Source organism: Enterobacter cloacae complex sp. ECL411, assembly GCF_021869665.1.
In the GTDB taxonomy this organism is placed as follows: Bacteria; Pseudomonadota; Gammaproteobacteria; order Enterobacterales; family Enterobacteriaceae; genus Enterobacter; species Enterobacter intestinihominis.
Genome location: NZ_CP091486.1, coordinates 525,204 through 549,715, shown reverse-complemented (window position 1 = coordinate 549,715; position 24,512 = coordinate 525,204). Strand labels below are relative to the sequence as shown.

The window sequence follows — 24,512 nt, the reverse complement described above, 5'->3', positions numbered from 1 at the left end:
TAAATGTGCGTATCTGCGCAGGGATACGCACGACCTCAGGAGACGAAATTATGCCTGTTAACAGTGCAGAACGGCCGCAAAATATAAATCAGCCCACCATCAGCCGGGCAGACCTTGAATGCCTTGAACACCTTCGCAACGTCGGCCAGCTCGTCGGCGATCTGATGCAGGTGCAGGACTGTACGGCCATTCGTCGTGACCCTGCGCAGCAGTTACAGCTCACCTCCGTGATTTACCTTATGACCGCCCAGCTCAACGGCGTGGTCGAACACTGCAATCAGCGCTGGCTGACCGGGGAGGGTAACGTATGAAAAAGCCACTACCGCCCATATTACGCGCCGCGCTGTATCGCCGCGCTGTCGCCTGTGCGTGGCTGACAGTATGCGAACGTCAGCACCGCTACCCGCACCTCACCCTCGACGCGCTGGAAAGTACCATTGCCGACGAGCTGGAGGGCTTCTACCTGCGCCAGCATGGCGAGGAGAAAGGTCGCCAGATTGCCTGTGCGCTGCTGGAGGATTTAATGGAAGCTGGTCCACTGAAAGCCGCTCCGTCACTGTCCTTTCTCGGGCTTGCCGTAATGGATGAACTTTGCGCCCGTCACATGCAATCGCCTGTTATGCACTGAGGGAGAAAATAACGATGAAAATGAACGTAACAGAGACGGTAAAACAGGCGTGCGGCCACTGGCCGCACATTCTCCCGGCGCTGGGTGTGAAGGTCATAAAAAACCGGCATCAGGCCTGTCCGGTGTGCGGCGGCTCTGACCGTTTTCGCTTTGACGATAGAGAGGGGCGCGGGACGTGGTACTGCAACCAGTGCGGTGCGGGTGACGGACTTAAGCTGGTAGAGAAAGTGTTCGGCATGAACGCATCAGAGGCTGCCGGGAAGGTGAACGCCGTGACCGGCAACCTGCCGCCGGTTGCCCCGGAAGTGATTGCGGCCGCAGAGGCTGAAACCGATACCGACCGCAAAGCGGCGGCCGCACTGGCCGTCAGGCTCATGGAGAAAACCCGACCGGCCAGCGGCAACGCCTACCTGACCCGCAAGGGCTTCCCCGACCGGGAATGTCCGGTACTGTCGGCCACACACAAAACCGGCGGCGTGACGTTTCGCGCCGGTGATGTGGTTGTACCGCTGTATGACGATACCGGCGCACTGGTTAACCTTCAGCTTATCAGTTCTGACGGTCTCAAACGCACCCTGAAAGGCGGGGCGGTAAAAGGAGCGTGCCACACCATCGAAGGAAAAAAACAGGCCGGAAAACGCCTGTGGATAGCGGAGGGCTATGCGACCGCGCTCACCGTGCATCACCTGACCGGTGAAACCGTTATGGTGGCGTTGTCGTCCGTGAACCTCCTTTCTCTGGCGAGCCTTGTCCGCCAGAAACACCCGGCCTGTCAGATTGTCCTCGCCGCCGACCGTGACCTTAACGGTGACGGCCAGAACAAAGCCGCTGTGGCCGCAGGAGCCTGCGAGGGCATTGTCGCCCTGTCGCCGGTATTCGGTGACTGGAATGATGCGTTTATGCAGCACGGCGAAGAGGCAACGCGGAAAGCGATTTATGACGCCATCCGGCCACCGGCTGACAGTCCTTTCACTACCATGAGCGAAGCGGAATTTACCGCCATGAGCACCAGTGAAAAGGCAATGCGAGTACATGAGCATTACGGCGAAGCGCTGGCCGTGGATGCGAACGGCCAGCTCCTCTCCCGCTATGAGGCCGGGATATGGAAAATCATTCCACCGTCTGACTTTGCGCGCGACGTGGCCGGGTTGTTCCAGCGTCTGCGCGCCCCGTTCTCGTCGGGGAAAATTGCCTCGGTGGTGGAGACCCTGAAACTGATTATTCCGCAGCAGGATGCCCCGGCACGGCGTCTGATTGGCTTTCGCAACGGCGTACTCGATACCGCCACCGGCACATTCAACCCGCACCATAAATCACACTGGCTGCGCACGCTCTGTGATGTCGATTTTACCCCCCCGGTGGAAGGTGAAACACTCGAAACCCACGCCCCGGATTTCTGGCGCTGGCTCGACCGTGCCGCCGGTGGCAGACCGGAAAAGCGCGACGTGATACTTGCCGCCCTGTTTATGGTGCTGGCGAACCGTTACGACTGGCAGCTCTTTCTCGAAGTCACCGGTCCCGGCGGGAGCGGAAAAAGTATTCTGGCCGAAATTGCGACGATGCTTGCCGGGGAAGATAACGCCACGTCGGCCACCATCGAAACGCTGGAATCACCCCGCGAACGTGCGGCTCTGATTGGCTTCTCGCTGATTCGCCTGCCTGACCAGGAAAAGTGGAGCGGTGACGGGGCAGGACTAAAGGCCATCACCGGCGGGGATGCGGTCTCGGTAGACCCGAAATACAAGGATGCATACTCCACCCATATTCCGGCGGTGATCCTGGCCGTGAACAATAACCCGATGCGCTTTACCGACCGCAGCGGCGGTGTTTCCCGTCGCCGGGTGATCCTGCATTTCCCGGAACAGATTGCCCCGGATGAACGCGACCCGCAGCTAAAAAACAAAATCGCTCGCGAGCTGGCCGTAATTGTGCGCCAGCTTATGCAAAAGTTCAGCGACCCGATGACTGCCCGTGCTCTGCTCCAGTCACAGCAGAACTCCGACGAGGCGCTCAGTATTAAACGCGATGCTGATCCGACATTTGATTTTTGCGGCTATCTGGAAGCACTGCCGGAGCCTGAGGGTATGTATATTGGCAATGCCAACATCATTCCGCGCCAGCCGCGCCTGTATCTGTATCATGCCTATCTGGCGTATATGGAAGCCCACGGCTACAAGAATACACTCAGCCTCACCATGTTCGGTAAGGGACTGCCGGCCATGCTGAAAGAGTACGGGCTAAGTTATGAGAAGCGCCGAAAAAATCAGGGCATACAGACAAATCTGGCACTCAGAGAGGAAAGTAACGCCGACTGGTTGCCAAAATGTGATGACCCTATAGCGAAATAACCTACCCTGACCGGCAATAGCCGGTCTTTTTTTACCTGTAAAACGGCAAAAGTGAACAGTAAAGTATTCACTGTTCACCAACCGTTCACTACTTAACCATTTGAATGTATTTAATAAAATACCGTAGTGAACAGTGTGAACAGTTTTTCCAAAAAAAAGTTTTTCTGTTCTGGTTTGGATCCGTACAACGGATCCAAACCGAAGATAGGATGAGTAATCTTTTTTCAGTTAAACCAATTAGTTGAGTTTAAAATTATCAAAATAAATGGTGGGGGCACAAAAGGGGGCACTTTGAAGTGTGCTTTATATTTTTTATTTATATTTTATAGGGTTAAATGATGATTTGAGTCCGGCCTTCGCACTCATCCTCTAAACACCTCCCTCCGATGCCACTCTACAAACCCCTCCCTTGGATAATTCCCTTTCACCATCGGTAGCGCAATCTGCTTCTCGGCAAAATCCCAGAACAACCGCCCAACGATCCCATTCCCATTCACCGCCTCTGACACCAGCACCCGCATACTCTCATCCAGCCCAATCGATCCTTTATCAAATGCCTTATGATGAATTGCACACAGCGCCAGTCCATTCGGGATCTCACACGGTCCACCAAACTGCTTCCACTTGATATGCGCGGCTTCGAGTCCAACGGAGGCGTTATCATGTCGCATGTTGAATCCGCAGATGGCACATTCATAGTTATACGCACGCAACACCTGCTGGCGGAACAGCGGATCGCGAACCTTACGGATCTGCTGGATATCAAACCCCATCTCATCCGCGATCTCTTCCTGAATGCTTTCAGGAAAATGCGCTTCAAGGATCTGCTGCGCCAGCGAGCCGATCAGGTTTTTGTTCTTACTCAGCAACGCAAAGTGTTCTTCATCAAACCCGCCTGCGACGTTATGTTCCACAAGTTCTTTAACAGGCGGTTGCTTACTGCCAGTGGTCGAACAGAACTCAGTATTCTTCAGATCCCAAAATCCATCACCTTTGAGCCGCCAGAAAGGCATATTCGGGTAATGCGCCTTCCTCTGTGGGCCAAAGCGTTCTAACAGGCTAAGCAGCTGCTCGTGGACCTCGGTTCCATAATCAAAAAGTCTCGCATGCCCATGCTGATAGTTCGCCAGCACGTACAGAAGCAATAAAGGTTTATGCGGCGCACGCTGCTCGCCTTTTCGCCAGATGGTGATGTCGGCAATTGCCTGTTCGAGAGTTTTGCTGGAAGCCATCGCGTTACGAAAGAAGGTAAATAATTGCGATGATGCTCGCAAAGCCCGGACCAATCAACCCGCAATCAACAAAAAACATGACCTTACCGCACACTCAACTATTTCCTGAATCCTCCTCGCAAATTCCAAATTCTCCCACACCAAACCGCTGTATTTATATTCAGTCCTGTATAATGAGCACCAGAAATTACGCCGAACGGCAAAGGAAGTATCAAAGAGAATTTGAAGAAGAATTCGCGATATGAAGGTGCTGCAACACCCCCATACCGCTAACCACCAACAACTACGGAGAAGTTGAAAATGGCTGCGACGAATTTTAAGCCAGAGTTTACCGTTTGCAAAACAGAATCAGACGCTTTCACCGGCATGATTGAAAACCGCGAGCTGGTACGCAAAAACAGCGCCCGCCGTCTGCACGGCAACCAGACCAACGTGGCACCCGTCCATCCACGCGCGGAAACACCGAAGGACAGTGCCGCCTGCTGCGAACTGTATGCACGCATAGATATGAAATACCTTCTCCTAGGCGGCGACTGGTTAACCCGTGCAGGCTTTATCAACGGTATGCCTGTGAAAATCCGCGCCATGAAAGACTGCATCGTGATTACCCCACAGCATACAAGAGAATTATGGGGATGTCTGGAAGGTATGAGTGTGGTGAATATAAATAAGCAGAAAGTCGTGCAGTGGTTAAAAACGTTTCCGGGAGCGCTGAATGATACGGGAGATATACCTATGGTGAAGCGCGGAAATGGTCTGGCAAAGTAAGAATAATATCTAAAATATCCCTTCATTAATCATGTAAAAGGATAAGTTAATACGGGCTTGAATACGCATGCCCGTATTTTTCCTTTTTTAAATGCATTATCTAACTCCGCTGGTGCACTCAATAAATCGGTTGTAACATTCTCCGCAAAGCGACAGGGAGGATTGCTATGCAGATTTGTAGGATGGATTATAATGATGTCTCCGCCGATGGAAGAAAGCTGAAACTACACGTTTATGGCGTTGGGACGTTTCCCGTTTTTTCAGGAATAGAACCCGTAACCAGTATTGCAGAGTGCGCCTTTATCAGGAATGCAGCATTACCTTTGGGTACGTACTGGATCGTTGATGCACCGGAAGGCAGTATTGCTAATCGGGTTGAACGGTTTGTAAAAGACTTCAAGAACGGGACCGATCATTCTGAATAGTTCGGCTTGTTTAATGCTTCGACCATGGCTGATTGAAGTGGTTTACTGAATTTGGCCACCTGAACAGAGGTGATATGCTCACCTCAGAACAACACAGGTGTCATAATGAAAAAAAGAAATTTCAGCGCAGAGTTTAAACGCGAATCCGCTCAACTGGTCGTTGACCAGAACTACACCGTGGCAGATGCAGCCAGCGCTATGGATGTCGGCCTTTCCACAATGACGCGATGGGTGAAACAATTACGTGATGAACGGCAGGGCAAAACACCAAAAGCCTCCCCCATTACCCCGGAACAAATTGAAATCCGTGAGCTCAGGAAAAAGCTACAACGTATTGAAATGGAAAATGAAATATTAAAAAAGGCTACCGCGCTCTTGATGTCAGACTCCCTGAACAGTTCTCGATAATCGGGAAACTCAGGGCGCGTTATCCTGTGGCCACTCTCTGCCATGTGTTCGGGGTTCATCGCAGCAGCTACAAATACTGGAAAAACCGTCCTGAAAAGCCAGACGGCAGACGGGCTGTATTACGCAGTCAGGTACTTGAACTGCATGGCATCAGCCACGGCTCTGCCGGAGCAAGAAGCATCGCCACAATGGCAACCCAGAGAGGCTACCAGATGGGGCGCTGGCTTGCTGGCAGACTCATGAAAGAGCTGGGGCTGGTCAGTTGCCAGCAGCCGACTCACCGGTATAAGCGTGGCGGTCATGAGCACGTTGCTATCCCGAATCATCTTGAGCGACAGTTCGCCGTAACGGAACCAAATCAGGTGTGGTGCGGTGATGTGACCTATATCTGGACGGGTAAGCGCTGGGCGTACCTCGCCGTTGTTCTCGACCTGTTCGCAAGAAAACCAGTGGGCTGGGCCATGTCGTTCTCGCCGGACAGCAGGCTCACCATGAAAGCACTGGAAATGGCATGGGAAACCCGTGGTAAGCCCGTCGGGGTGATGTTCCACAGCGATCAAGGCAGCCATTATACGAGCAGGCAGTTCCGGCAGTTACTGTGGCGATACCGGATCAGGCAGAGTATGAGTCGGCGTGGAAACTGCTGGGATAACAGCCCAATGGAGCGCTTCTTCAGGAGTCTGAAGAACGAATGGGTGCCGGCGACGGGCTATGTAAGCTTCAGCGATGCAGCTCACGCAATAACGGACTATATCGTTGGATATTACAGCGCACTAAGACCGCACGAATATAATGGTGGGTTACCGCCAAACGAATCAGAAAACCGATACTGGAAAAACTCTAACGCGGTGGCCAGTTTTTGTTGACCACTTCACCAGGAGCACGGCGTGAACTTTGAACAGGTGTTGAAAGATGCAATTCAACAAGCAACACCGAACGAGGATCGTAAATGGGTGAGTATCAAATGACTAACAGTTCCGGATTGAAAACGCCTGAACAATGGCAACAAGAAAGTATTCTTGTCCTGCTGTTTCATTACGACCACGTAGAAGCCTGTTTCATGGCAGATGCAATCAAGGTGTTACCAGAAGATCACGACGTGAACAGAGCGGAGGAGTATTTAGAAAGCCTGATAGAATGGCTGGCTGGTAACACGGACGAAAGCGAAATGAGAAAGGCTATCGAGTGTTACAGCGTCAAAGGCAGCGAAGAGCAAACAGAATTTTTCTTAGGTGCAATTCTCGGAGATGAGTATTGAAAAAGGAAGAAGAGCTAATCACCAGCTTTATCTGGTGTGGTGCTACGGTGTGCGTTTATACGCAGGTAGTGAAGTTTGCAGGGACGACGATACAGCGTCATCTGTTACCGAGAAATTTACGCAATGCTGTTAATAGTGCTGTGCAGGATGCTGAGAACATCCCACACAGCGATCCGACAAACAACAAACCACCACGGAGAGTTAGTAATGTCAGACCATCAGATCATAACAATGAGCCTTCGATTACTGCAAGGGGAAAGCAGGTACGCCAGTACAGGAAAGGCTGATATACGTATTCGTGTTCCGGCGATGAAAGGTAGCCAACTGAAAGCCTTGCTTGATTACATACGCGCGTTGAAGTGAAGAAGCGGGGGGCGAGTTGCCCCCTGACCTTATGCCTTGATTAGCCATTTAGGAGGGATTTCGAGCCATTTCTGACTCTCTTCATCGTAGAAAAATACATCATCTACACCGTGTTCAATCAGATTCACTGGTTTCTCACCTATCGGGAGAGACAACTCCTCAATAAGAACAGCCAAAACACTATTCACCTGATCATTGCCATCCCAGGCAACATTTTTTTCCATGTGTTTTCCATGAAATCCATAGCGGATACGTAACTGCTTGTTGGTCATTACCATCCCCCTACTGTTTGCATTGTCTTGGTACATTGATTCAACAAAATCTCGTTGCTCTCCAGTCAAGGCGAGTATCTCCAACAAAAGAGTTAACTCCCTTCGTATTGATTCCTTATCTGACATACCCACCCTTGAGTGATTAAGATTAATCTCAGGTTATACAGGGTGCAAAAATTGTGCAACTAACAGATTTTGGACAATAGAAGCCTAATGCCCGTTGGTGGTAAGACAACACGCGGAGCCGTTAGGCGACAACATCAGGGATATGTCAGACAGTGAAGTTTATCAGGATGACCATGTACCCGAAGGAGCGAGGCCGAACCGCTGGCAGAGCCTACATATCGTTTGTAGGTACGAACACCACCATAAACCTGTTTATTCCCTGCAACGTCATCAGCGACGTGTGGCATTTGGGAGCATCGGCAAAAAATGCGCTTCACTGTAAGCGTTTGGTATAGGTTTAGAGACGGTGGCACGTCTTCCAGCTTCAAAGGGAAAAGCGATACGAGGTTGAGCCTGGGAACTACTCGCCACTATGTGCTAACATACCAAAGCCATTAACAAACACAGTGGCTTTTGTACGTGATGAAGAATTGACATTTTCTACTGGTCAATGAGACGGAATTTTCACACTAACTCATTGATTTAAAAGAAAATAAGGTACTGAATGCCGAAGGCCGGACTCGAACCGGCACGTATTTCTACGGTTGATTTTGAATCAACTGCGTCTACCGATTTCGCCACTTCGGCACTGAAGGGGATGCGGAAACGTTGTGGATTATACCTGTCGCGCGCCGCCATGCAAGCGACGACGCGCTAAACCCGCGCTAAGTGCCCAAAAAACCAGCGCCCTTCGTCACTCCAGCTCAGACACCGCCAGCCGAATCACCCCTGCCGCCTTCTGCTCCGGCAGCGCCAGCACCTTCGCCCACATGTCCTGCACCATATCGCAGGAGAGCTTCTCTTTGCCCGCCGCCTTCTCCGGCATCTGCAGCAGCTGGATGTCCTCGCCGTACTGATCGGCAAGTTGCTTCATAATCGGTCGGACATCCTCGACGGCCGCCTCACGCTCGGCTTGGGTTACGGTGTGGCGGTTTTTGCCGTAGGCCGCGCGCATCATGTCCGCATCGGCCTGCATGCGCCGCGCCATCAGGTCTTTATCCAGCATGCGCATCGGGTTGATGCCGCCCTTCACCATCGGGTAGAGGAAGCGGAAGCAGGCGTCGTCGCTCACCTTCTGGATGGCGGCGGTCTGCTCCATGTTGATGGTCATGTAGTTCACCACGTTGGCGTCCGGGGCGTTTTGCAGGCGCGTCATCTGCAGATGCAGGATCTGCGGCTGGATGGTGTCGATAATCTGCTGCTCCGGCTCGCCCGCTTTTTGCAGGGCGGCCATCTGGTCGAGGATGCGCTGATGCAGCGCGGGCTCCTGCTCCTTAATCACCTGCCAGGCGGGCATCTCGTTGAGGGCGTTATCCATCTGCCGTTCCGGAGCGCGCTGCCTGTCGAAAAACACCCAGAACGCCACGGCGGCAGCCGCAATGACGATAATCACAATACGGGTCCACTTTTTATTCATCTCGCATCCTTATCCTTGAGTTATGCCGGGTTACACCGGCACGCCGCTGTGGAAGCGAAACTCGTGGTCCGGTGTCGAGATAAGTGTGGCTTCAATTTCGCCAAAAAGCTGTATGCGCGGTGAGATATCGTCGTCGCTCACCTGCTGAGCCAGCGTCAGGTAGTCCTGATAATGGCGCGCTTCCGAGCGCAGCAGAGAGAGATAGAACTTCTGCAGGTCGTCGTCGAGGAACGGGGCCAGCGCGGCGAAGCGTTCGCAGGAGCGGGCTTCGATGTAGGCGCCGCAAATGAGCTTGTCGATCAGCGTCAGCGGCTCGTGGGTGCGCACTTCCTTCAGCATCCCTTTAGCATAGCGGCTGGCGGTGATTTTGACGTAGGGAATGTCGCGGGCCAGCATCGCCTCGCGCACCTGCCAGAAGTGGTGCAGCTCCTCTTTAATCAGCAGCACCATGCTGTCGATGAGCGCCTGGCCCCACGGGTCGTCGGTTTTGGGCATCACGCTTTTGCCAATCTGCCTGTGCAGGGTGATGAAGTCCGGCTCCGGGCCGTCGCGGAAGGTGAACTGTTCGTAGGGCTTGAGCCAGTCGAGCAGCGCATCGGCACCGCTTTCGTCGGCGACGTATTTACGCACGAGTAATAGCGCAGTCTGGGCGGCCTTGAGCTCGCACACCATGTGGTCGGTGAGCAGCAACGGCAGGTTCGCCGGGTCGCGGGCTTTATCAATCCATGCTTGCGGGGTCGGGCACTGGAGGAAGTTGAGTACGGGGGCGAGTATCTGCGGGTAATCCATGGTTCTGCCTTGAAAAAGCGGTGGCGCGCGCCACCGCCTGAAACGCTTAGTGACGCACGCCGTCGTCGTCTTCGTCGACGTAATCTTCGTCGTCGCCTTCTTCGCCGTCTTCACCGTTCGGATCTTCGAAGTAGGTTCCCCAGCCGTCGTATTCCACTTCAAACTTCTCGGCCAGGTTCATCAGCTGTTCTACCTGCGCGTCGATCAGCTCCGCCTTCAGCGCGCCTTCGCTCAGGATATCGCAGCAGATGACGGTGTCGCCCTCTTCCACTTCCAGCTCTTCCGGCTCGGTCACTTCGTAACCCAGCTTGAAGGCTTCCACGGCCATTTTTTCCAGCGCTTCAAAGTCGTCCGCAGAGAAATGGTGTTCGATGGTGTACAGCGCGTCCGGATCGCTACCGTCTTCCAGCAGTTCTTCAATAATCAGACGCGTCTCTTCGCGTTGCTCTTCCAGTAATTCCGGGTTTGCCATGGGTCAATCCTCTTTAAAGTGCGGCAGATACTTCTATTTTCACACACGGACGGGTTTGCCTCCACCTTTGTTGGAAAGATTTGTGAAACGGGGTTGCAAATGAATAATTACACATATAAAGTGAATTTTAATTCAATAAGTGGCGTTCGCCATGCGAGGATAAAATGTCTGATCTGTACAAGAAACACTTTCTGAAATTGCTCGACTTTACCCCTGCACAGTTCACTTCTCTGCTGACTCTTGCCGCACAGCTCAAAGCCGATAAAAAAAATGGCAAGGAAGTACAAAAGCTTACTGGCAAAAACATCGCGCTCATCTTCGAAAAAGACTCAACCCGTACACGTTGCTCTTTCGAAGTTGCCGCATTTGACCAGGGAGCGCGCGTTACCTGGTTAGGGCCGAGCGGCAGCCAGATTGGGCATAAAGAGTCAATTAAGGATACCGCACGCGTGCTCGGGCGGATGTACGATGGCATTCAGTATCGCGGCCACGGCCAGGAAGTGGTCGAAACGCTGGCGCAGTACGCGGGCGTGCCGGTGTGGAACGGGCTGACCAACGAGTTCCACCCGACGCAGCTGCTGGCGGATCTGCTGACCATGCAGGAGCACCTGCCGGGCAAGGCGTTTAACGAGATGACGCTGGTCTACGCGGGCGACGCGCGCAACAACATGGGCAACTCGATGCTGGAAGCGGCGGCGCTGACCGGGCTGGATCTACGCCTGGTGGCCCCGAAAGCCTGCTGGCCGGAAGAGAGCCTGGTGGCGGAGTGCAGTGCGCTAGCGGAAAAGCACGGCGGGAAAATCACCCTGACGGAAGACGTGGCGGCGGGCGTGAAAGGCGCGGACTTTATCTATACCGACGTCTGGGTGTCGATGGGCGAAGCCAAAGAGAAGTGGGCGGAGCGGATTGCGCTGCTGAGGGGGTATCAGGTGAACGCGCAAATGATGGCGCTGACCGGCAACCCGAACGTGAAGTTCCTGCACTGTCTGCCGGCGTTCCATGACGACCAGACTACGCTCGGCAAGCAGATGGCGAAGGAGTTCGATCTGCACGGCGGGATGGAAGTGACGGACGAGGTGTTTGAGTCGGCGGCGAGCATCGTCTTCGACCAGGCGGAAAACCGGATGCATACGATTAAGGCGGTGATGGTGGCGACGCTTGGGGAGTGATTGACTCCTCTGCGGTCTGGTGCCCTCACCCCGGCCCTCTCCCACAGGGAGAGGGAGAACACCCTAAAAACGACAACAGCGTTATCGTCGGGCAGAAAAATTCATTTTACTGACGCTTTCTCAGATAGGCATTAACCATAATAGATATTTATATTTTTATTGACCATTATTTACTGAGTAGATAATGGTTAATATCAGGTCATTATCAATTACAAAACACCGTATATTATCGGCGTAATATTTCCTTATTGCTGCATTTCGTTAATAAGGATTATTTATGTCATGGAATAAGCATGAAGCTGTGTCATACGCCCGTAGCCACGCACTAACCCATACTGGACATTATTGCGCTCGCGCAATCGCCGCCGCCATTCGAGCCGGAGGGCTTAAAATCGAAGGGGCAAACGCTAAGGATTTCTGGCGTTCTCTTGAAAAAGCAGGGTTCACAAAAGTCTATGGCACTCCCATAGAGGGGGATATCGCGGTGATTGATGCCTTGCCCGGCCCGAATCAGTACGGGCATGTCTGCATTTACGATGGTGCTGAAACCTGGTATTCAGATTTTAAACAGAGAACAATGTACCCGGGGCCAACGTATCGCCAACTCCAGCCAGCCGTCACCTTATACAGGCATTATTAATATGAATAAGCTCATCTTAATTGTGTTATTCAGTACAGCCGCATTGGGGGCCGAAGATTTTCAGATACCGATGCAGCGCGCTCTTGAATTCAATCGCTGGTACGTCAAACAGGTGAACAACGAACATTATCCTATCCAGGAGGGAAATGAAATCGATAAGTTCGTTACGGCCAGTACCATGAAAAAATTACGTCATGCAGACGATCCCCGTTATGCCGATGCTGAATTTTACGAGGCTGATTTTTTTATGAAATCGCAGTATATCGGCGAGGACTGGGCTGAGAATGTGGCTATTGATTCGTATGATTCAGACCCGGTCTGTTTAAACGTGAATATCACGTTCGGCAAAAAGACCCAGCACACAGTTATTGATTGCATGGTTAAAGAAGATGGGATCTGGAAAATTCAGTCTGTCGCTGCACGGGATAATAATTGATTCCCCCGCTAACAATAATGTAGCCGCCTTTGTTGCCGGGTGGCGCTGCGCTTACCCGGCCTACACAACCCGTAGGCCCGTGCAAGCGTAGCGCCGCCGGGCGGATCAGGCCAGCTCCATTTCATTGATTTTTCACCCCGAAAAAGGTACGTTTTCGCCTTCATTCCAGCGTGGACATGCCAGCATTATGCCGATTATTCAGTCTGTTGAACGTGCGTTGCAGATCCTCGACCTGTTCAACGAGCAGGCCACCGAGCTTAAGATCACCGACATCAGCAAACTGATGGGGCTGAGTAAGAGTACCCTCCACTCGCTGCTGAAAACCCTCCAGCTTCACGGCTATATCGATCAGAACCCGGAGAACGGCAAATATCGCCTCGGCATGAAGCTGGTTGAGCGCGGTCATTTCGTCGTGGGCTCCATCGACATTCGCCAGAAGGCGAAAGGCTGGCTGACGGAGCTGTCCCAGCGGACCGGGCAGACCACCCATCTGGGGATCCTGGACGGTCGTGAAGGGGTCTATATCGAGAAGATTGAAGGCAAGCTGGCCGCCATAGCATATTCGCGCATTGGCCGCCGCCTGCCGGTTCACGCCACTGCCATCGGCAAGGTGTTGATTGCCTGGCTGGGCGAGGCCGAGCTGAACACCCTGCTGGAGGGCTATCAGTACACCACCTTTACGCCCGCTACCCTCGCCTCTCGCGAAGCATTAATGGCCGCTCTGGCGCAAACCCGCGAGCAGGGCTATGCCCTGGACAGCGAAGAGAACGAGCAGGGCGTGCGCTGCGTGGCGGTGCCGGTGTGGAACCACGAATCCCGCGTGATTGCCGCCCTGAGCCTGTCGACCTTGACCTCGCGCGTGGACGACGCCGAGCTGGCTAATTTCCGCGAGCAGCTTCAGCAGGCCGGGCTCGCGCTCTCACGCGCACTGGGCTATGCCGGCTCGTAGGTGAAGTAGTCGAAGTCCGCGTGGCAGCCGTCGCCGCTGATGTCCTCGCAGTGCAGTCCCACAAACGCACCAGTGAAGAAACCGCGCCCGCCGATGTAGTCATCCGACAGCTTCCACGCCTCATACGTCACCGGCACGGTGTACCACGTCTCGCCGTCGAACGAGTAGCTGTAGCGGTAGACCAGCGTATCCACGTCCACCCTTAGCCAGACGCTCTCGGCCTGTTCCGGCACGGGAATGGGCTGCTCGTGCAGCGGCCACGACGGCACGTTGTGGTCGAGCTGAATAACCTTAATCGTTCTGCCCTGCCCCTCCTCGTAATCCACAAAGCAGTAGCTCCAGTTTTTGCTGTTGTAGTAGCAGGTCAGCCCCGCGCTCTGCTGGAAGTGGACCGGCGAGAACTGCATCCGCGTCTCGGCCCGGAAGGTGAAATGCTGCCAGCGGCGCGCCACGGTCGACTGGGTAAAGGTCGAGTTGAGCGAGTCGTTGCCGTAGAGCCGTAAGTAGCCCGGGCGGGCGGTAAGCGAGCCGAGGGTGTTGTCGAACGGAATGCGCAGGGTCTGCAGTTCCGGGTCAAGCGTGCTGCCGTCGAAGTCCTCCCGCCAGCTGCACTGAACGGATGCAGGCTGCTCCGCCATCTGCGGGCCTTTCACGGTCAGCTGCGCGTGCCTGCCGCCTTCCACGTAAGGCCAGCCGTCGCACCATTCAATGCGGGCGATGCCGGTCTCGCGCCCCAGCGGGCAGTAGCCGCGCCCGCCGGAAGCCAGTAGCGGCACGCCGGGCAGGCGCAGCGGGCGGCTGGTGAGGTAGGCCATATACCACTCCCCGGTGTGGGTTTGCAGCAGCGAGCCGTGGCCGCTCTTTTGCAGCGGGTTCTCCGGCAGGTGCCAGCTGGTCATCATCGTCACGTCCGGGTGCAGCTCGTACGGCCCGTCGATGGTTTTTGCGCGCAGCACCACGACGGCGTGCTCGTAGCTGGTGCCGCCTTCGGCAACCATCAGGTAGTACCATCCCGCGTGGCGATAAAGATGCGCCCCTTCGGTGTAGCAGAGCGGCGTGCCGGTAAACAGCGTTTTGCGCTCGGGCGAGAGGGTGCCGGTCTGCGGGTCAAACTCCTGCATCACGATGGTGTTGTGCGGGTTGCTGTGATGGCGCGGCCCCCACGGGCGGTAGAGGTAGTATTTGCGGCCATCGTCGTCGTGGAACAGGGACGGATCGAACCCGCCGTTGCCCATCGGGATCGGCTCGCTCCACGGCCCCTCGATGGACGGCGCGGTGACGAGGAAGTTGCGGCCGTTTTTCCACGGCGAGTCGACAATCTTCACGTCGGTGTAGAGCAGCCAGAACCTCCCGTCGGCGTAGCTCAGGCACGGTGCCCAGATGCCGCCGGAGTCCGGGTTGCCCTTCATGTCCAGCATCGACACGCGGTCCAGCGGGGTGCTGACCAGCGACCAGTTTTTCAGATCGCGGGAGTGGTAGATGCGCACGCCCGGGAACCACTCGAAGGTCGAGGTGGCGATGTAGTAGTCCTCGCCCTGACGGCACAGGGACGGGTCCGGGTTGAAGCCGGTCAGGATCGGGTTAGTGATTTCCATAATGCCTCCGGTTAATGGGATGCGGCTGTCGCGGCGTCGGGAACGGCCTCGCCCTGCGACGCGCGGTGCTTGATCAGCTGCTGGCTGATGGCCTCCACGCGGGCGTCGGTGAGCTTGTAGAACGACAGCATGATGAACATGCCCGCGTAGAGCACCACCGGCACCACGCAGAACAGAATTTTGATGGTGGTCAGCACCTCGACCGGCTGCACGCTGCTGCTGGCGGAGTAGTTCACGTACGCCAGGATCCAGCCCACCACCGCCCCGCCAATCGCCAGGCCAATCTTCAGGCTGAACAGGTAGGTGGAGAACACCAGCCCGTCGAGGCGGCGTCCGCTGCGGCTCTCCTCGTAATCCACCACGTCAGAGGCCATCAGCCACTGCAGCGGCGTGGTGGTGTTAAAGACGAACAGGAACAGAATGTTGAGGGCAAAAATCAGCGCGATGTACTCCGCCGGGGTGACGAAAATCAGCAGGCTAATCAGCGAGTAAGCGACGATGATCCACTTGAAGGCGGTAACGCGGTCGAAGCGGCCCAGCAGACGGGAGGAGCAGAGCGAGCCGAACATGGTGGCAAGGCTTCCGTAGAGTAAAAACTGGGTCGCCATCTCCGGGTGATCCATCACGTATTTGACGAAGTAGAGCGTCGCCCCGCCGCGCACCACGCTGGAGCAGGTCGCCATCATCTTGAAGGCACACATGATGCGCCACTGGCTGTTGCCCAGCAGCAGCTTAAGGTCTTTCGCCACTGACGAACCCGGCTGCACCTCAAAGGTGTAGCGCTCTTTGGTGGTAAAGAAGCAGACGTAGAGCAGCACCACACCGCTCAGGCCCAGCACGCACATGGCGCCGAAATACCCCACCTGCTCGTTGCCTTTGCCAATGATGCTGACCAGCGGCAGCGCGATGCCGCTGATGGCGAGCGACCCCGCCGCCGCCAGGAAGAAGCGCCAGGACTGCAGGGCGTGACGCTCTTTCGGGTCGGCAGTAATGACGCCCGGCATGGCGCAGTACGGGACGTTAACGAAGGTGTAGACCAGAGTCAGCAGAATATAGGTCACGCAGGCGTAGATGATTTTGCCCTGCGCGGAGAAGTCCGGCGTGTAGAAGGTCAGCATGCAGACGATGCCGAACGGGATGGCGCCCCACAGCAGGAACGGGCGAAACTGGCCATGCCGCGTGCGGGTGCGGTCTACCAGCAGCCCCATCAGCGGGTCGGTCACGGCGTCGAGCACGCGGGAGACTAAAAACAGCGTCCCCATAATGCCCGCGGAGAGGCCGAAGACGTCGGTGTAGAAATAGGCCAGCAGGAACATCGTGGCCTGCCAGACGAAGCCGCAGGCGGTGTCACCCAGCCCGTAGCCAATTTTGTCTTTCATGGTTAATTGCGTCATCAGAATTACACCCTTATGTAGTGTGCTGAATTACAACATCGTGTTAATGGAGTGTAATGAGCTGTTCAATTAACCAGCAATGGTCATATCTTATTTCTGAATTACGTTATTTCGCTTTTGTGACGTCAACGATATATCGCAACTTATTGTTTAAATTATTAAATTACAGACACGTAAAAACCGCCCGCGGACTATTTTCCGCAGACGATTTTCTCTCACAAAATAATTAAATACCGAGCGCTTTTTTACCGGCGTTAATTACCTCAATGATTTTATCGGTGTCATAAATACAGCCTTTCCAGGTGCCGCCGCTCACGGACTGTAATGCCGCCCACAGCCGGGTATCGTCCGGCAAAAAGTCGTGAGCGTGCAGGTCCGGATGCGTCTGCCGCCGTGCCAGCTCGCGCGCGCCCTCTTCCGGCGTCAGCGGGTTGTCCGCGGTACCGATAAAGTTTACGCTGCCTGTTAATGTCAGGCGGTCCACCGCTATCTCAATGATGTCGTTATCGCGCAGCTTGCCTATCGGCCCGCCCGCCAGCGCCTCCGGCGACACGTGGCCGAAGCAGGCGCCCGTCGACACGCCCGAGAAGCGCGCATCGGTGATTAACGACACCGTTTTGCCCCACGAGATGTGTTTGAGCGCGGAGGTGAGCTGGTAGGTCTCCTCCATGCCGGTGCCGGACGGTCCACCGCCGATCACCACCATGATATCGCCCTGCTCAATCTCTTCCCGCTTGATGGCCCTGATCGCCTGCGCCTCCGAGACAAACACCCGCACCCGGCCGGTGTGGCGGTAAACGCCATCTTCACCGACGACCGACGGGTCGATCGCCGTGGCCTTGATCACCGATCCTTCCGGCGCAATGTTGCCCGTCGGGAAGCAGACCGTCGAGGTCAGCCCTTTCGCTTTTGCTTTCTCCGGCGGCAGGATCACGTCATCCGGCTCCACGCCGTCCTGCTCGCGCAGGCACTGGCGGAAGCGCTTACGGCGCTCCGAGCTCTGCCACCAGTCGAGGTTCTCGCCCACCGTCTGGCCGGTGACGGTCATGGCATCCAGGTGCAGCAGGCCGAGATCGCGCAGGTGGAGCATCACCTCCGGCACGCCGCCCGCGAGGAACGCACGCACGGTCGGGTGATAGTCCGGGCCGTTGGGCAGCACGTTCACCAGGCGCGGCACCCGGCGGTTGACGCGCGTCCAGTGTTCAACGTCCGGGATCGTGCAGCCCGCCGCGTGGGCGATGGCCGGAATGTGCAGCAGTAAATTAGTGGAGCCGCCGAACGCCGCGTGGATCACCATCGCGTTTTCGATGGCTTTATCGGTGAGGATATCGCGCGTGGTAATGCCGCGGTTATCCAGCTCGCTCACCGCCCGCGCCGACTGGCGGGCGATCTCCAGCCACACCGCCTGTCCGGACGGGGCCAGCGCGGAGTGCGGCAGCGCCAGACCCAGCGCTTCCGCGACCACCTGCGAGGTGCCCGCCGTGCCGAGGAACTGACACCCACCGCCCGGCGACGCGCAGGCGCGACAGCCCAGCTCGGCGGCCTCCTGCAAGGAGAGTTCATGGTTGGCGAAGCGCGCGCCGATGGTCTGCACCTTGCCCGCATCTTCCCCCACGGTCGGCGGCAGCGTCGCTCCGCCTGGCACCAGAATGGTCGGCAGGTCGTGCATCGCGGCCAGCGCAATCATGGTGGCGGGCAGCCCTTTATCGCAGGTTGCCACGCCGATCACCGCCCGCCGCGTCGGAAGAGAGCGGATAAGACGACGAAACACGATCGCCGCGTCGTTACGATACGGCAGGGAGTCGAACATGCCGTGCGTGCCCTGCGAGCGCCCGTCACACGGATCGCTGACGAAGGCCGCGAACGGGATCCCGCCGTTGCGTGTGATCTCCTTCGCCGCCGCCTGCATCTGCATGCCGATTTCCCAGTGGCCGGTGTGGTAGCCCAGCGCAACCGGGCGTCCGTCTCCGGCGCGGATGCCGCCCTGAGTACCGATAATCAGCACCTCTTTGCCGGTCAGCTTGTTGGCGTCCCAGCCCATCCCGGCGTTCTGCGTCATGCCGAACAGGTTGCCGCTGGGGGATTCCATCAGCATCTGCGGAGTCAGCGGCAGCGCGCCCTGCGGCCCCGCCGCGTGGGTGATCACCGCATAAAACGCGTCGTCCTGTGGGGTGAAAATTTTCTCAATGGTCATCGTTATCGTCCGGCTCAGCAGAGCTTGAGCTGTTGTAGCAGGTTTTTCAGCTGCGCCTTACGCGGCTCGTCCAGCGGCGAGGCTGGTGGCAGGACGTGCGTAGAAATTGGACGACCGCAGAGCACGATCGCCTCTTTAATGACGTTCACAAACGGCGTATCCAGCTGATACATCTGCGGGATTTGCAGCAGGGTCTGATGATACTCAGCCGCTTTCGCCACGTCTTTATCCCGCCAGGCTTTCAGAAGATTTACCGACACCTGCGGAGCAAAGTTACCGCTGGCCGAGATCGCCCCGTCACCGCCGAGCAGCAGGGTATTGAACAGATGATCGTCGTAGCCGCAGAGCACGGTGAAGTGTGGATGGGCCGCTTTAACGGTGTGGATCATGCTGCGCAGGTGGGCGACGGAGTCGATGGTGTCTTTGATGCCGACGATGTTACTGCGCGAGTCGGCGAGGGTTTTCACCAGCGCCGGGGTCAGATCCTGCCCGGTCAGCGCCGGGAAGTTATAGAGCATCACCGGCAGCGTGACGCTGTCGGCCACCTGTTCGAAGTAGCGGATCAGGTTCGCTTCCGACACTTTCCAGTAGTAAGGGTTGATCACCACGATGCCGTCCGCGCCCGCCAGCTGCGCGTGCTGGCTCAGCTCAATGGTTTCCCGGGCGTTGGTGCCGCCGGTGCCGATCAGGACCGGCACACGACGATCGACATGATCGATCGCAAACCGGGCAATGGTTTTACGCTCTTCGGCGCTGAGCTGGGAGAACTCGCCGCCGCTGCCCAGGAAGAACAGGCCGTCGACGCCCGCAGCGATCAGATCGTCGATCAGCGCGGCGGTACCCGGCTTATCAAGCTGGGCATCGGCGGTAAAGATGGTGGAGACAGGGGGAATGATACCCGTGAACAACGCGGACTGCGGCATGTGATCTCCTTGCTGAATCATTTTGTTCTACATTATAGAACAGTGTTCATTAATTTAACGATCATACTATGACGGAGAAAAAGCACAGGTAAATGGGAGATGAGGAGGGAGTGCGGGAAGTTTAAGCTGGATCACATATTGTCCGCTAACCCCTCACCCCGGCCCTCTCCCCAAAGGGGCGAGGGTGGTAAAGTCCCCTCTCCCCTTTGGGGAGAGGGTTAGGGTGAGGGGTAAGGAATTACTCCACCAGCATCTTAACAACCACTTTCCTGACCTTAGCAGGCGCCCCCACCGCGCACAGCGGCTTATGCACTTCGCCCGGGTAAAACACCACGAAATCTCCTTCGCTCAGCACCACGGTTTTCTCCTGCTCGCCTTCCGGCAGGAACGCGATGTCTTTGTCAGCCAGCCAGTCGGTGTCCGGCGTGCCGTGCGGCAGGGTGCTGAAGGTCATCCCTTCCTGCCCCTTCAGCACAATCTGAATATCCAGGTAACGTGCATGGTATTCAGCGCGACGCTCGGCGAACGGCTGGGCCATGTCCTCCGATACCAGATAAAACAGGCTGTTGCCGCTGATGTCGTGCTTGCCGGTCGGCGTCGCGTCGGTGACGTGGGCCTTGACGTGCTCAATGGCCTGGCGCAGCTCTTCTGGTAGCCAGGACTGGAGATGATGAATATTGCCAATAATCATGATACAACCCTCAAATTAAAACATTGTTTCATTTTTATCTTTTATACGAGAATCGCCTCTCCCATACCAGCCCTTTTTAGACAAGATTTGCGCCAGCGCATGTTTATCGGAAAATGTGTTAATTCACTGTTAATTACAAAAAGGCATTTATGCAGTCGTTATGCATAACCTCATTTCATAAGCTTTACGCAACTTATCTAACTCGCTGAATTTAAAACGTAACTAACAAAACCTGTTGTTGCATCACACTTTATCACTTCGGTTATTTCCTTCAAAAATCCATAATTATTTATCGATTTCTCTTAAGTGAAAAATAGTTAACTGTCATTATTGCATAGCTATTCTCGAGGAAAAATTTTATTCATTAAAATCAACAGCATAACTAAATATTTCAAAGCATGTAATTCTACAAAACAATAACAACCTCAAATATTGCCACCCGTTCCTGCTTAGCTATTCATCCCGTAATAATATGAAATTAATCATTATCTGATACGAATCATGCAAATGAAAATAAACTGCTCAATATCGGTTTTCGCGTGAGCAGCGTCACAATAACCATTATTTAAGCGCCTACTATGAATCACGAAATCAATTGAGCTTAGCCGCCATGAAATTAAACACATCACATGGCGCATGCCCTTTTTATTCTGAAAAACAGTTAAAGGAATAATTATGGAAAAGCATTACGTCGGTTCTGAAATTGGTCAATTGCGTAGCGTTATGCTGCACCGTCCTAATTTAAGTCTTAAACGTTTAACGCCATCGAATTGTCAGGAGCTGTTATTTGATGACGTGCTCTCGGTTGAGCGGGCGGGAGAGGAGCATGATATCTTCGCAAACACGCTGCGCGAGCAGGGTGTGGAAGTCCTGCTATTGACCGACCTTCTTACGCAAACGCTTGATATTGCGGAAGCAAAAGCCTGGCTTCTTGAAACACAAATCTCCGACTACCGCCTCGGCCCAGCCTTTGCCAGCGACGTCCGCGGCTGGCTGGCGGATATGCCGCACCGCGAACTGGCGCGCAGATTAAGCGGCGGATTAACCTACGGTGAAATTCCGGCAGCTATTAAAAATATGGTGGTCGATACCCACACGGCAAATGATTTTATTATGAAACCGCTGCCGAACCACTTATTTACCCGCGATACCTCCTGCTGGATTTATAACGGCGTATCCATTAATCCGATGGCGAAACCCGCCCGTCAGCGCGAAACCAATAATCTGCGCGCAATATATCGCTGGCACCCCGCATTTGCCGATGGCGAGTTTATTAAGTATTTCGGCGACGAGAATATTAATTACGACCACGCCACCCTGGAAGGCGGCGACGTATTAGTGATTGGCCGCGGGGCGGTATTGATCGGCATGTCTGAGCGCACGACGCCGCAGGGCGTGGAGTTCCTCGCCAACAGCTTGTTTAAACATCGTCAGGCCGAGCGCGTGATCGCCGTTGAGCTGCCGAAACATCGCTCCTGCATGCACCTCGACACCGTGATGACCCACATCGACGTGGACACTTTCTCCGTTTACCCGGAAGTGGTGCGCAAGGACGCCCAGTGCTGGACGCTCACCCCGGACGGACGCGGCGGCCTGCTGCGCACTCAGGAAACCGACCTGCTGCACGCCATCGAGAAAGCCCTCGGCATTAACCAGGTGCGCCTGATCACCACCGGCGGCGATGCCTTTGAAGCCGAACGCGAGCAGTGGAACGACGCTAACAACGTCCTGACCATCCGTCCGGGCGTGGTGATCGGCTACGAGCGCAACGTCTGGACCAACGAGAAGTACGACAAAGCGGGCATCACCGTGCTGCCGATCCCGGGCGACGAGCTGGGACGCGGTCGCGGCGGCGCACGCTGCATGAGCTGCCCACTGGAACGCGACGGAATTTAAAGGAGCCATCATGGAACGAAAACCCACTCTGGTTGTGGCCCTGGGCGGCAACGCGCTGCTCAAGCGCGGCGAGCCGCTGGAAGCGGACATCCAGCGTCAGAACATCGAGCAGGCCGCCCGCACCATCGCAGGCTTAACGGAGCAATGGCGCGTGGTGCTGGTGCACGGCAACGGCCCGCAGGTCGGGCTGCTGGCGCTGCAAAACAGCGCCTACGACAAAGTCACCCCCTACCCGCTGGACGTTCTTGGTGCAGAAAGCCAGGGAATGATCGGCTACATGCTCCAGCAGGCGCTGAAAAACAATCTGCCCCAGCGCGAGGTGAGTGTCCTGCTCACGCAGGTGGAAGTGGACGCCGCCGACCCGGCGTTCAGCAACCCGACCAAGTACATCGGCCCGGTCTACAGCGAAGCCCAGGCGAAAGCGCTGGCCGCGGAAAAAGGCTGGGTGTTCAAGGTCGACGGGGCCTATTTCCGCCGCGTTGTGCCCTCTCCGCAGCCGAAGCGCATCGTGGAGAGCGACGCCATTACGGCGCTTATTCAGCGCGACCACCTGGTCATCTGCAACGGCGGCGGTGGCGTGCCGGTGGTGGAAAACGCCAACGGTTATCGCGGCATTGAGGCGGTGATCGACAAAGACCTCTCCGCCGCTCTGCTGGCGCGGCAGATCGAGGCCGATGCCCTGCTGATCCTCACCGATGCCGACGCAGTGTACCTCGACTGGGGCAAGCCGACCCAGCGCCCGCTGGCGCAGGTCACGCCGGAACTGCTCAGAGGCATGCAGTTCGACGCCGGATCGATGGGGCCAAAAGTGGCCGCCTGCCGCGAGTTTGTTGAAGCCTGCAACGGCATTGCCGGGATCGGCGCGCTGGCCGACGGCGCGGAGATCCTGGCGGGCGAGAAAGGCACGTTGATTCGTAACTGAGCACCCATTTCCCCTCACCCTAACCCTCTCCCCAAAGGGGAGAGGGGACGATTACACCCTCTCCCCTTTGGGGAGAGGGCTGGGGTGAGGGGTAAGGTCTTAGACATTAATTTTAAAAAGGATTTACCCATGACCATCAACCTGAAAAACCGCAACTTCCTGAAACTGCTGGACTACACCCCGGCGGAGATCCAGTACCTGATCGACCTCGCCATCGAGCTGAAGGCGGCCAAAAAAGCCGGGCGCGAAAAGCAAACCCTGGTCGGGAAAAACATCGCCCTGATCTTTGAAAAAACCTCCACCCGCACCCGCTGCGCCTTCGAAGTGGGCGCGTTCGACCAGGGCGCGCAGGTCACCTACCTCGGCCCAAGCGGCTCGCAGATTGGCCACAAAGAGTCGATGAAGGACACCGCGCGCGTGCTGGGCCGCATGTATGACGGCATCGAGTACCGCGGCTACGGCCAGGCCATCGTTGAGGAGCTGGGCGAATACGCGGGAGTGCCGGTGTGGAACGGCCTGACCGACGAGTTCCACCCCACGCAAATCCTTGCCGACCTGATGACTATGCTGGAGCACTCTCCGGGCAAAACCCTGCCGGAGCTGAGCTTTGCTTACCTCGGCGACGCGCGCAACAACATGGGTAATTCGCTGATGGTCGGCGCGGCCAAAATGGGGATGGATATCCGCCTTGTGGCGCCGAAATCCTTCTGGCCGGAGGCCGGGCTGGTTGAGCAGTGCCGCGCCATCGCCAAAGAGACCGGCGCGCGCATCACCCTCACCGACGATGTGGGAGAAGGCGTGCAGGGCACCGATTTCCTCTACACCGACGTGTGGGTTTCCATGGGCGAGCCGAAGGAGGCGTGGGCCGAGCGCGTTAGCCTGATGAAGCCGTATCAGATTAATGCGGACGTGATGAAGGCCACCGGTAATCCGAACGTCAAGTTCATGCACTGCCTGCCGGCGTTCCACAACGAACATACCAAAGTGGGCCGCGAAATCGAGATGGCGTACGGCCTGAAGGGGCTGGAGGTGACGGAGGAGGTCTTTGAATCCCCGAACTCCATCGTCTTCGACGAAGCAGAGAACCGCATGCACACCATTAAAGCGGTCATGGTGGCGACACTCGGCGACTAATCACCGCCCGGCGCGCCGCGGGGT

General features: G+C 55.9%; 25 protein-coding genes and 1 tRNA gene. 15 read left to right on the top strand and 11 right to left on the bottom strand.

Features of this window, described 5'->3' with window-relative positions; translation table 11 throughout:
- The first annotated feature begins 50 nt into the window (after positions 1 to 50).
- Genes L3069_RS02650 through L3069_RS02640 form a run of 3 tightly spaced genes read left to right on the top strand, consistent with a single transcriptional unit; the run spans position 51 to position 2,976 of the window.
- On the top strand, positions 51 to 311 hold the full coding sequence (locus L3069_RS02650; RefSeq protein ID WP_017694615.1) for a hypothetical protein: 261 nt from the start codon (positions 51 to 53) through the stop codon (positions 309 to 311).
- On the top strand, positions 308 to 628 hold the full coding sequence (locus tag L3069_RS02645; RefSeq protein WP_017694614.1) for a DUF5375 domain-containing protein: 321 nt from the start codon (positions 308 to 310) through the stop codon (positions 626 to 628). The genes L3069_RS02650 and L3069_RS02645 overlap by 4 nt, the downstream gene beginning before the upstream one ends.
- A 14-nt stretch (positions 629 to 642) precedes the next feature.
- The gene (locus L3069_RS02640) at positions 643 to 2,976 is read left to right on the top strand and encodes a primase-like DNA-binding domain-containing protein (protein WP_045339590.1); all 2,334 of its coding nucleotides are present in this window, start codon (positions 643 to 645) and stop codon (positions 2,974 to 2,976) included.
- Positions 2,977 to 3,338: 362 nt separating this feature from the next.
- Here L3069_RS02640 and L3069_RS02635 read toward each other — a convergent pair whose 3' ends face one another.
- The gene (locus L3069_RS02635) at positions 3,339 to 4,208 is read right to left on the bottom strand and encodes a phosphorothioated DNA-binding restriction endonuclease (RefSeq protein ID WP_063136025.1); all 870 of its coding nucleotides are present in this window, start codon (positions 4,206 to 4,208) and stop codon (positions 3,339 to 3,341) included.
- Between the two features lie 300 nt (positions 4,209 to 4,508).
- Between L3069_RS02635 and L3069_RS02630 the strand changes: the two genes are divergently transcribed.
- From L3069_RS02630 to L3069_RS02615, 4 genes are all read left to right on the top strand, one after another.
- Positions 4,509 to 4,976 carry a SymE family type I addiction module toxin gene (locus L3069_RS02630; RefSeq protein WP_074133734.1) on the top strand — a complete coding sequence of 156 codons (468 nt, stop codon included), beginning with the start codon at positions 4,509 to 4,511 and terminating at the stop codon, positions 4,974 to 4,976.
- A 182-nt stretch (positions 4,977 to 5,158) separates the two neighbouring features.
- The gene (locus L3069_RS02625) at positions 5,159 to 5,401 is read left to right on the top strand and encodes a DUF2778 domain-containing protein (RefSeq protein WP_232926242.1); all 243 of its coding nucleotides are present in this window, start codon (positions 5,159 to 5,161) and stop codon (positions 5,399 to 5,401) included.
- 105 nt (positions 5,402 to 5,506) lie between these two features.
- Positions 5,507 to 6,675 (top strand): IS3-like element ISEc52 family transposase gene (locus L3069_RS02620; RefSeq protein ID WP_085929673.1). Its coding sequence is split into 2 segments (ribosomal slippage): positions 5,507 to 5,756 and positions 5,756 to 6,675, totalling 1,170 coding nucleotides; the frame shifts between segments, so codons are not numbered across the junction.
- A gap of 83 nt (positions 6,676 to 6,758) precedes the next feature.
- Positions 6,759 to 7,067: a hypothetical protein gene (locus tag L3069_RS02615; protein ID WP_172754434.1), complete on the top strand. Its 309-nt coding sequence runs from the start codon at positions 6,759 to 6,761 to the stop codon at positions 7,065 to 7,067.
- Positions 7,068 to 7,459: 392 nt separating this feature from the next.
- Here the strand turns inward: L3069_RS02615 and L3069_RS02610 are convergent, their stop codons facing one another.
- The 5 genes from L3069_RS02610 to rraB all read right to left on the bottom strand — a co-directional run bounded on the left by L3069_RS02610 (position 7,460) and on the right by rraB (position 10,545).
- The gene (locus L3069_RS02610; RefSeq protein WP_029497222.1) at positions 7,460 to 7,828 is read right to left on the bottom strand and encodes a hypothetical protein; all 369 of its coding nucleotides are present in this window, start codon (positions 7,826 to 7,828) and stop codon (positions 7,460 to 7,462) included.
- A 545-nt stretch (positions 7,829 to 8,373) separates the two neighbouring features.
- Positions 8,374 to 8,455, bottom strand: a tRNA-Leu gene (locus tag L3069_RS02605).
- 106 nt (positions 8,456 to 8,561) lie between these two features.
- On the bottom strand, positions 8,562 to 9,284 hold the full coding sequence (locus L3069_RS02600; protein WP_038415191.1) for a hypothetical protein: 723 nt from the start codon (positions 9,282 to 9,284) through the stop codon (positions 8,562 to 8,564).
- 30 nt (positions 9,285 to 9,314) lie between these two features.
- A complete protein-coding gene (gene miaE, locus L3069_RS02595; RefSeq protein WP_038415190.1) occupies positions 9,315 to 10,073 on the bottom strand; it encodes a tRNA isopentenyl-2-thiomethyl-A-37 hydroxylase MiaE in 759 nt (252 codons plus the stop codon).
- A gap of 46 nt (positions 10,074 to 10,119) precedes the next feature.
- Positions 10,120 to 10,545: a ribonuclease E inhibitor RraB gene (rraB, locus tag L3069_RS02590; protein ID WP_017694625.1), complete on the bottom strand. Its 426-nt coding sequence runs from the start codon at positions 10,543 to 10,545 to the stop codon at positions 10,120 to 10,122.
- A gap of 99 nt (positions 10,546 to 10,644) precedes the next feature.
- Between rraB and L3069_RS02585 the strand changes: the two genes are divergently transcribed.
- The 5 genes from L3069_RS02585 (at position 10,645) to xynR (ending at position 13,739) form a co-directional block, all read left to right on the top strand.
- Positions 10,645 to 10,740, top strand: a complete 96-nt coding sequence (locus L3069_RS02585) for a hypothetical protein (protein ID WP_213083700.1) — start codon at positions 10,645 to 10,647, stop codon at positions 10,738 to 10,740.
- Complete coding sequence (argF, locus tag L3069_RS02580) at positions 10,710 to 11,714, top strand: ornithine carbamoyltransferase (RefSeq protein ID WP_032625248.1); 1,005 nt, start codon at positions 10,710 to 10,712, stop codon at positions 11,712 to 11,714. Before L3069_RS02585 ends, argF (L3069_RS02580) begins: the two co-directional genes overlap by 31 nt.
- A gap of 277 nt (positions 11,715 to 11,991) precedes the next feature.
- Entirely contained in the window at positions 11,992 to 12,354 is a 363-nt protein-coding gene (locus tag L3069_RS02575; RefSeq protein ID WP_038415188.1) for a hypothetical protein, read from the top strand.
- Position 12,355: 1 nt separating this feature from the next.
- The gene (locus L3069_RS02570; RefSeq protein WP_008501377.1) at positions 12,356 to 12,790 is read left to right on the top strand and encodes a DUF3828 domain-containing protein; all 435 of its coding nucleotides are present in this window, start codon (positions 12,356 to 12,358) and stop codon (positions 12,788 to 12,790) included.
- 187 nt (positions 12,791 to 12,977) lie between these two features.
- Positions 12,978 to 13,739 (top strand): DNA-binding transcriptional repressor XynR, encoded by a 762-nt coding sequence (xynR, locus tag L3069_RS02565; protein ID WP_038415186.1) that lies wholly within the window; start codon positions 12,978 to 12,980, stop codon positions 13,737 to 13,739.
- Here xynR and L3069_RS02560 read toward each other — a convergent pair.
- From L3069_RS02560 to L3069_RS02540, 5 genes are all read right to left on the bottom strand, one after another.
- Positions 13,724 to 15,334 carry a glycoside hydrolase family 43 protein gene (locus tag L3069_RS02560; RefSeq protein WP_038415184.1) on the bottom strand — a complete coding sequence of 537 codons (1,611 nt, stop codon included), beginning with the start codon at positions 15,332 to 15,334 and terminating at the stop codon, positions 13,724 to 13,726. The genes xynR and L3069_RS02560 overlap by 16 nt on opposite strands.
- An 11-nt stretch (positions 15,335 to 15,345) precedes the next feature.
- The gene (locus L3069_RS02555) at positions 15,346 to 16,728 is read right to left on the bottom strand and encodes an MFS transporter (protein WP_038415182.1); all 1,383 of its coding nucleotides are present in this window, start codon (positions 16,726 to 16,728) and stop codon (positions 15,346 to 15,348) included.
- 226 nt (positions 16,729 to 16,954) lie between these two features.
- Positions 16,955 to 18,922 carry a xylonate dehydratase YagF gene (yagF, locus tag L3069_RS02550; RefSeq protein WP_236901902.1) on the bottom strand — a complete coding sequence of 656 codons (1,968 nt, stop codon included), beginning with the start codon at positions 18,920 to 18,922 and terminating at the stop codon, positions 16,955 to 16,957.
- Between the two features lie 14 nt (positions 18,923 to 18,936).
- Positions 18,937 to 19,845, bottom strand: coding sequence for a 2-keto-3-deoxygluconate aldolase (gene yagE, locus L3069_RS02545; protein WP_063136015.1), 909 nt, complete (start codon positions 19,843 to 19,845; stop codon positions 18,937 to 18,939).
- 238 nt (positions 19,846 to 20,083) lie between these two features.
- Positions 20,084 to 20,536 (bottom strand): YhcH/YjgK/YiaL family protein, encoded by a 453-nt coding sequence (locus tag L3069_RS02540; RefSeq protein ID WP_038415178.1) that lies wholly within the window; start codon positions 20,534 to 20,536, stop codon positions 20,084 to 20,086.
- Between the two features lie 675 nt (positions 20,537 to 21,211).
- Between L3069_RS02540 and arcA the strand changes: the two genes are divergently transcribed.
- The 3 genes from arcA to argF (L3069_RS02525) all read left to right on the top strand — a co-directional run bounded on the left by arcA (position 21,212) and on the right by argF (L3069_RS02525) (position 24,488).
- Positions 21,212 to 22,432 carry an arginine deiminase gene (gene arcA / locus L3069_RS02535; protein WP_023299194.1) on the top strand — a complete coding sequence of 407 codons (1,221 nt, stop codon included), beginning with the start codon at positions 21,212 to 21,214 and terminating at the stop codon, positions 22,430 to 22,432.
- Positions 22,433 to 22,442: 10 nt separating this feature from the next.
- Entirely contained in the window at positions 22,443 to 23,354 is a 912-nt protein-coding gene (gene arcC / locus L3069_RS02530; protein ID WP_022646884.1) for a carbamate kinase, read from the top strand.
- A 129-nt stretch (positions 23,355 to 23,483) separates the two neighbouring features.
- A complete protein-coding gene (argF, locus tag L3069_RS02525; RefSeq protein ID WP_038415176.1) occupies positions 23,484 to 24,488 on the top strand; it encodes an ornithine carbamoyltransferase in 1,005 nt (334 codons plus the stop codon).
- Positions 24,489 to 24,512 lie beyond the last annotated feature (24 nt).

Coding starts and splice junctions, on each gene's coding strand:
- L3069_RS02650 (WP_017694615.1), top strand. CDS start 51: ATGCCTGTTAACAGTGCAGAACGGCCGCAAAATATAAATCAGCCCACC.
- L3069_RS02645 (WP_017694614.1), top strand. CDS start 308: ATGAAAAAGCCACTACCGCCCATATTACGCGCCGCGCTGTATCGCCGC.
- L3069_RS02640 (WP_045339590.1), top strand. CDS start 643: ATGAAAATGAACGTAACAGAGACGGTAAAACAGGCGTGCGGCCACTGG.
- L3069_RS02635 (WP_063136025.1), bottom strand. CDS start 4,208: ATGGCTTCCAGCAAAACTCTCGAACAGGCAATTGCCGACATCACCATC.
- L3069_RS02630 (WP_074133734.1), top strand. CDS start 4,509: ATGGCTGCGACGAATTTTAAGCCAGAGTTTACCGTTTGCAAAACAGAA.
- L3069_RS02625 (WP_232926242.1), top strand. CDS start 5,159: ATGGATTATAATGATGTCTCCGCCGATGGAAGAAAGCTGAAACTACAC.
- L3069_RS02615 (WP_172754434.1), top strand. CDS start 6,759: ATGGGTGAGTATCAAATGACTAACAGTTCCGGATTGAAAACGCCTGAA.
- L3069_RS02610 (WP_029497222.1), bottom strand. CDS start 7,828: ATGTCAGATAAGGAATCAATACGAAGGGAGTTAACTCTTTTGTTGGAG.
- L3069_RS02600 (WP_038415191.1), bottom strand. CDS start 9,284: ATGAATAAAAAGTGGACCCGTATTGTGATTATCGTCATTGCGGCTGCC.
- miaE (WP_038415190.1), bottom strand. CDS start 10,073: ATGGATTACCCGCAGATACTCGCCCCCGTACTCAACTTCCTCCAGTGC.
- rraB (WP_017694625.1), bottom strand. CDS start 10,545: ATGGCAAACCCGGAATTACTGGAAGAGCAACGCGAAGAGACGCGTCTG.
- L3069_RS02585 (WP_213083700.1), top strand. CDS start 10,645: ATGAATAATTACACATATAAAGTGAATTTTAATTCAATAAGTGGCGTT.
- argF (WP_032625248.1), top strand. CDS start 10,710: ATGTCTGATCTGTACAAGAAACACTTTCTGAAATTGCTCGACTTTACC.
- L3069_RS02575 (WP_038415188.1), top strand. CDS start 11,992: ATGTCATGGAATAAGCATGAAGCTGTGTCATACGCCCGTAGCCACGCA.
- L3069_RS02570 (WP_008501377.1), top strand. CDS start 12,356: ATGAATAAGCTCATCTTAATTGTGTTATTCAGTACAGCCGCATTGGGG.
- xynR (WP_038415186.1), top strand. CDS start 12,978: ATGCCGATTATTCAGTCTGTTGAACGTGCGTTGCAGATCCTCGACCTG.
- L3069_RS02560 (WP_038415184.1), bottom strand. CDS start 15,334: ATGGAAATCACTAACCCGATCCTGACCGGCTTCAACCCGGACCCGTCC.
- L3069_RS02555 (WP_038415182.1), bottom strand. CDS start 16,728: ATGACGCAATTAACCATGAAAGACAAAATTGGCTACGGGCTGGGTGAC.
- yagF (WP_236901902.1), bottom strand. CDS start 18,922: ATGACCATTGAGAAAATTTTCACCCCACAGGACGACGCGTTTTATGCG.
- yagE (WP_063136015.1), bottom strand. CDS start 19,845: ATGCCGCAGTCCGCGTTGTTCACGGGTATCATTCCCCCTGTCTCCACC.
- L3069_RS02540 (WP_038415178.1), bottom strand. CDS start 20,536: ATGATTATTGGCAATATTCATCATCTCCAGTCCTGGCTACCAGAAGAG.
- arcA (WP_023299194.1), top strand. CDS start 21,212: ATGGAAAAGCATTACGTCGGTTCTGAAATTGGTCAATTGCGTAGCGTT.
- arcC (WP_022646884.1), top strand. CDS start 22,443: ATGGAACGAAAACCCACTCTGGTTGTGGCCCTGGGCGGCAACGCGCTG.
- argF (WP_038415176.1), top strand. CDS start 23,484: ATGACCATCAACCTGAAAAACCGCAACTTCCTGAAACTGCTGGACTAC.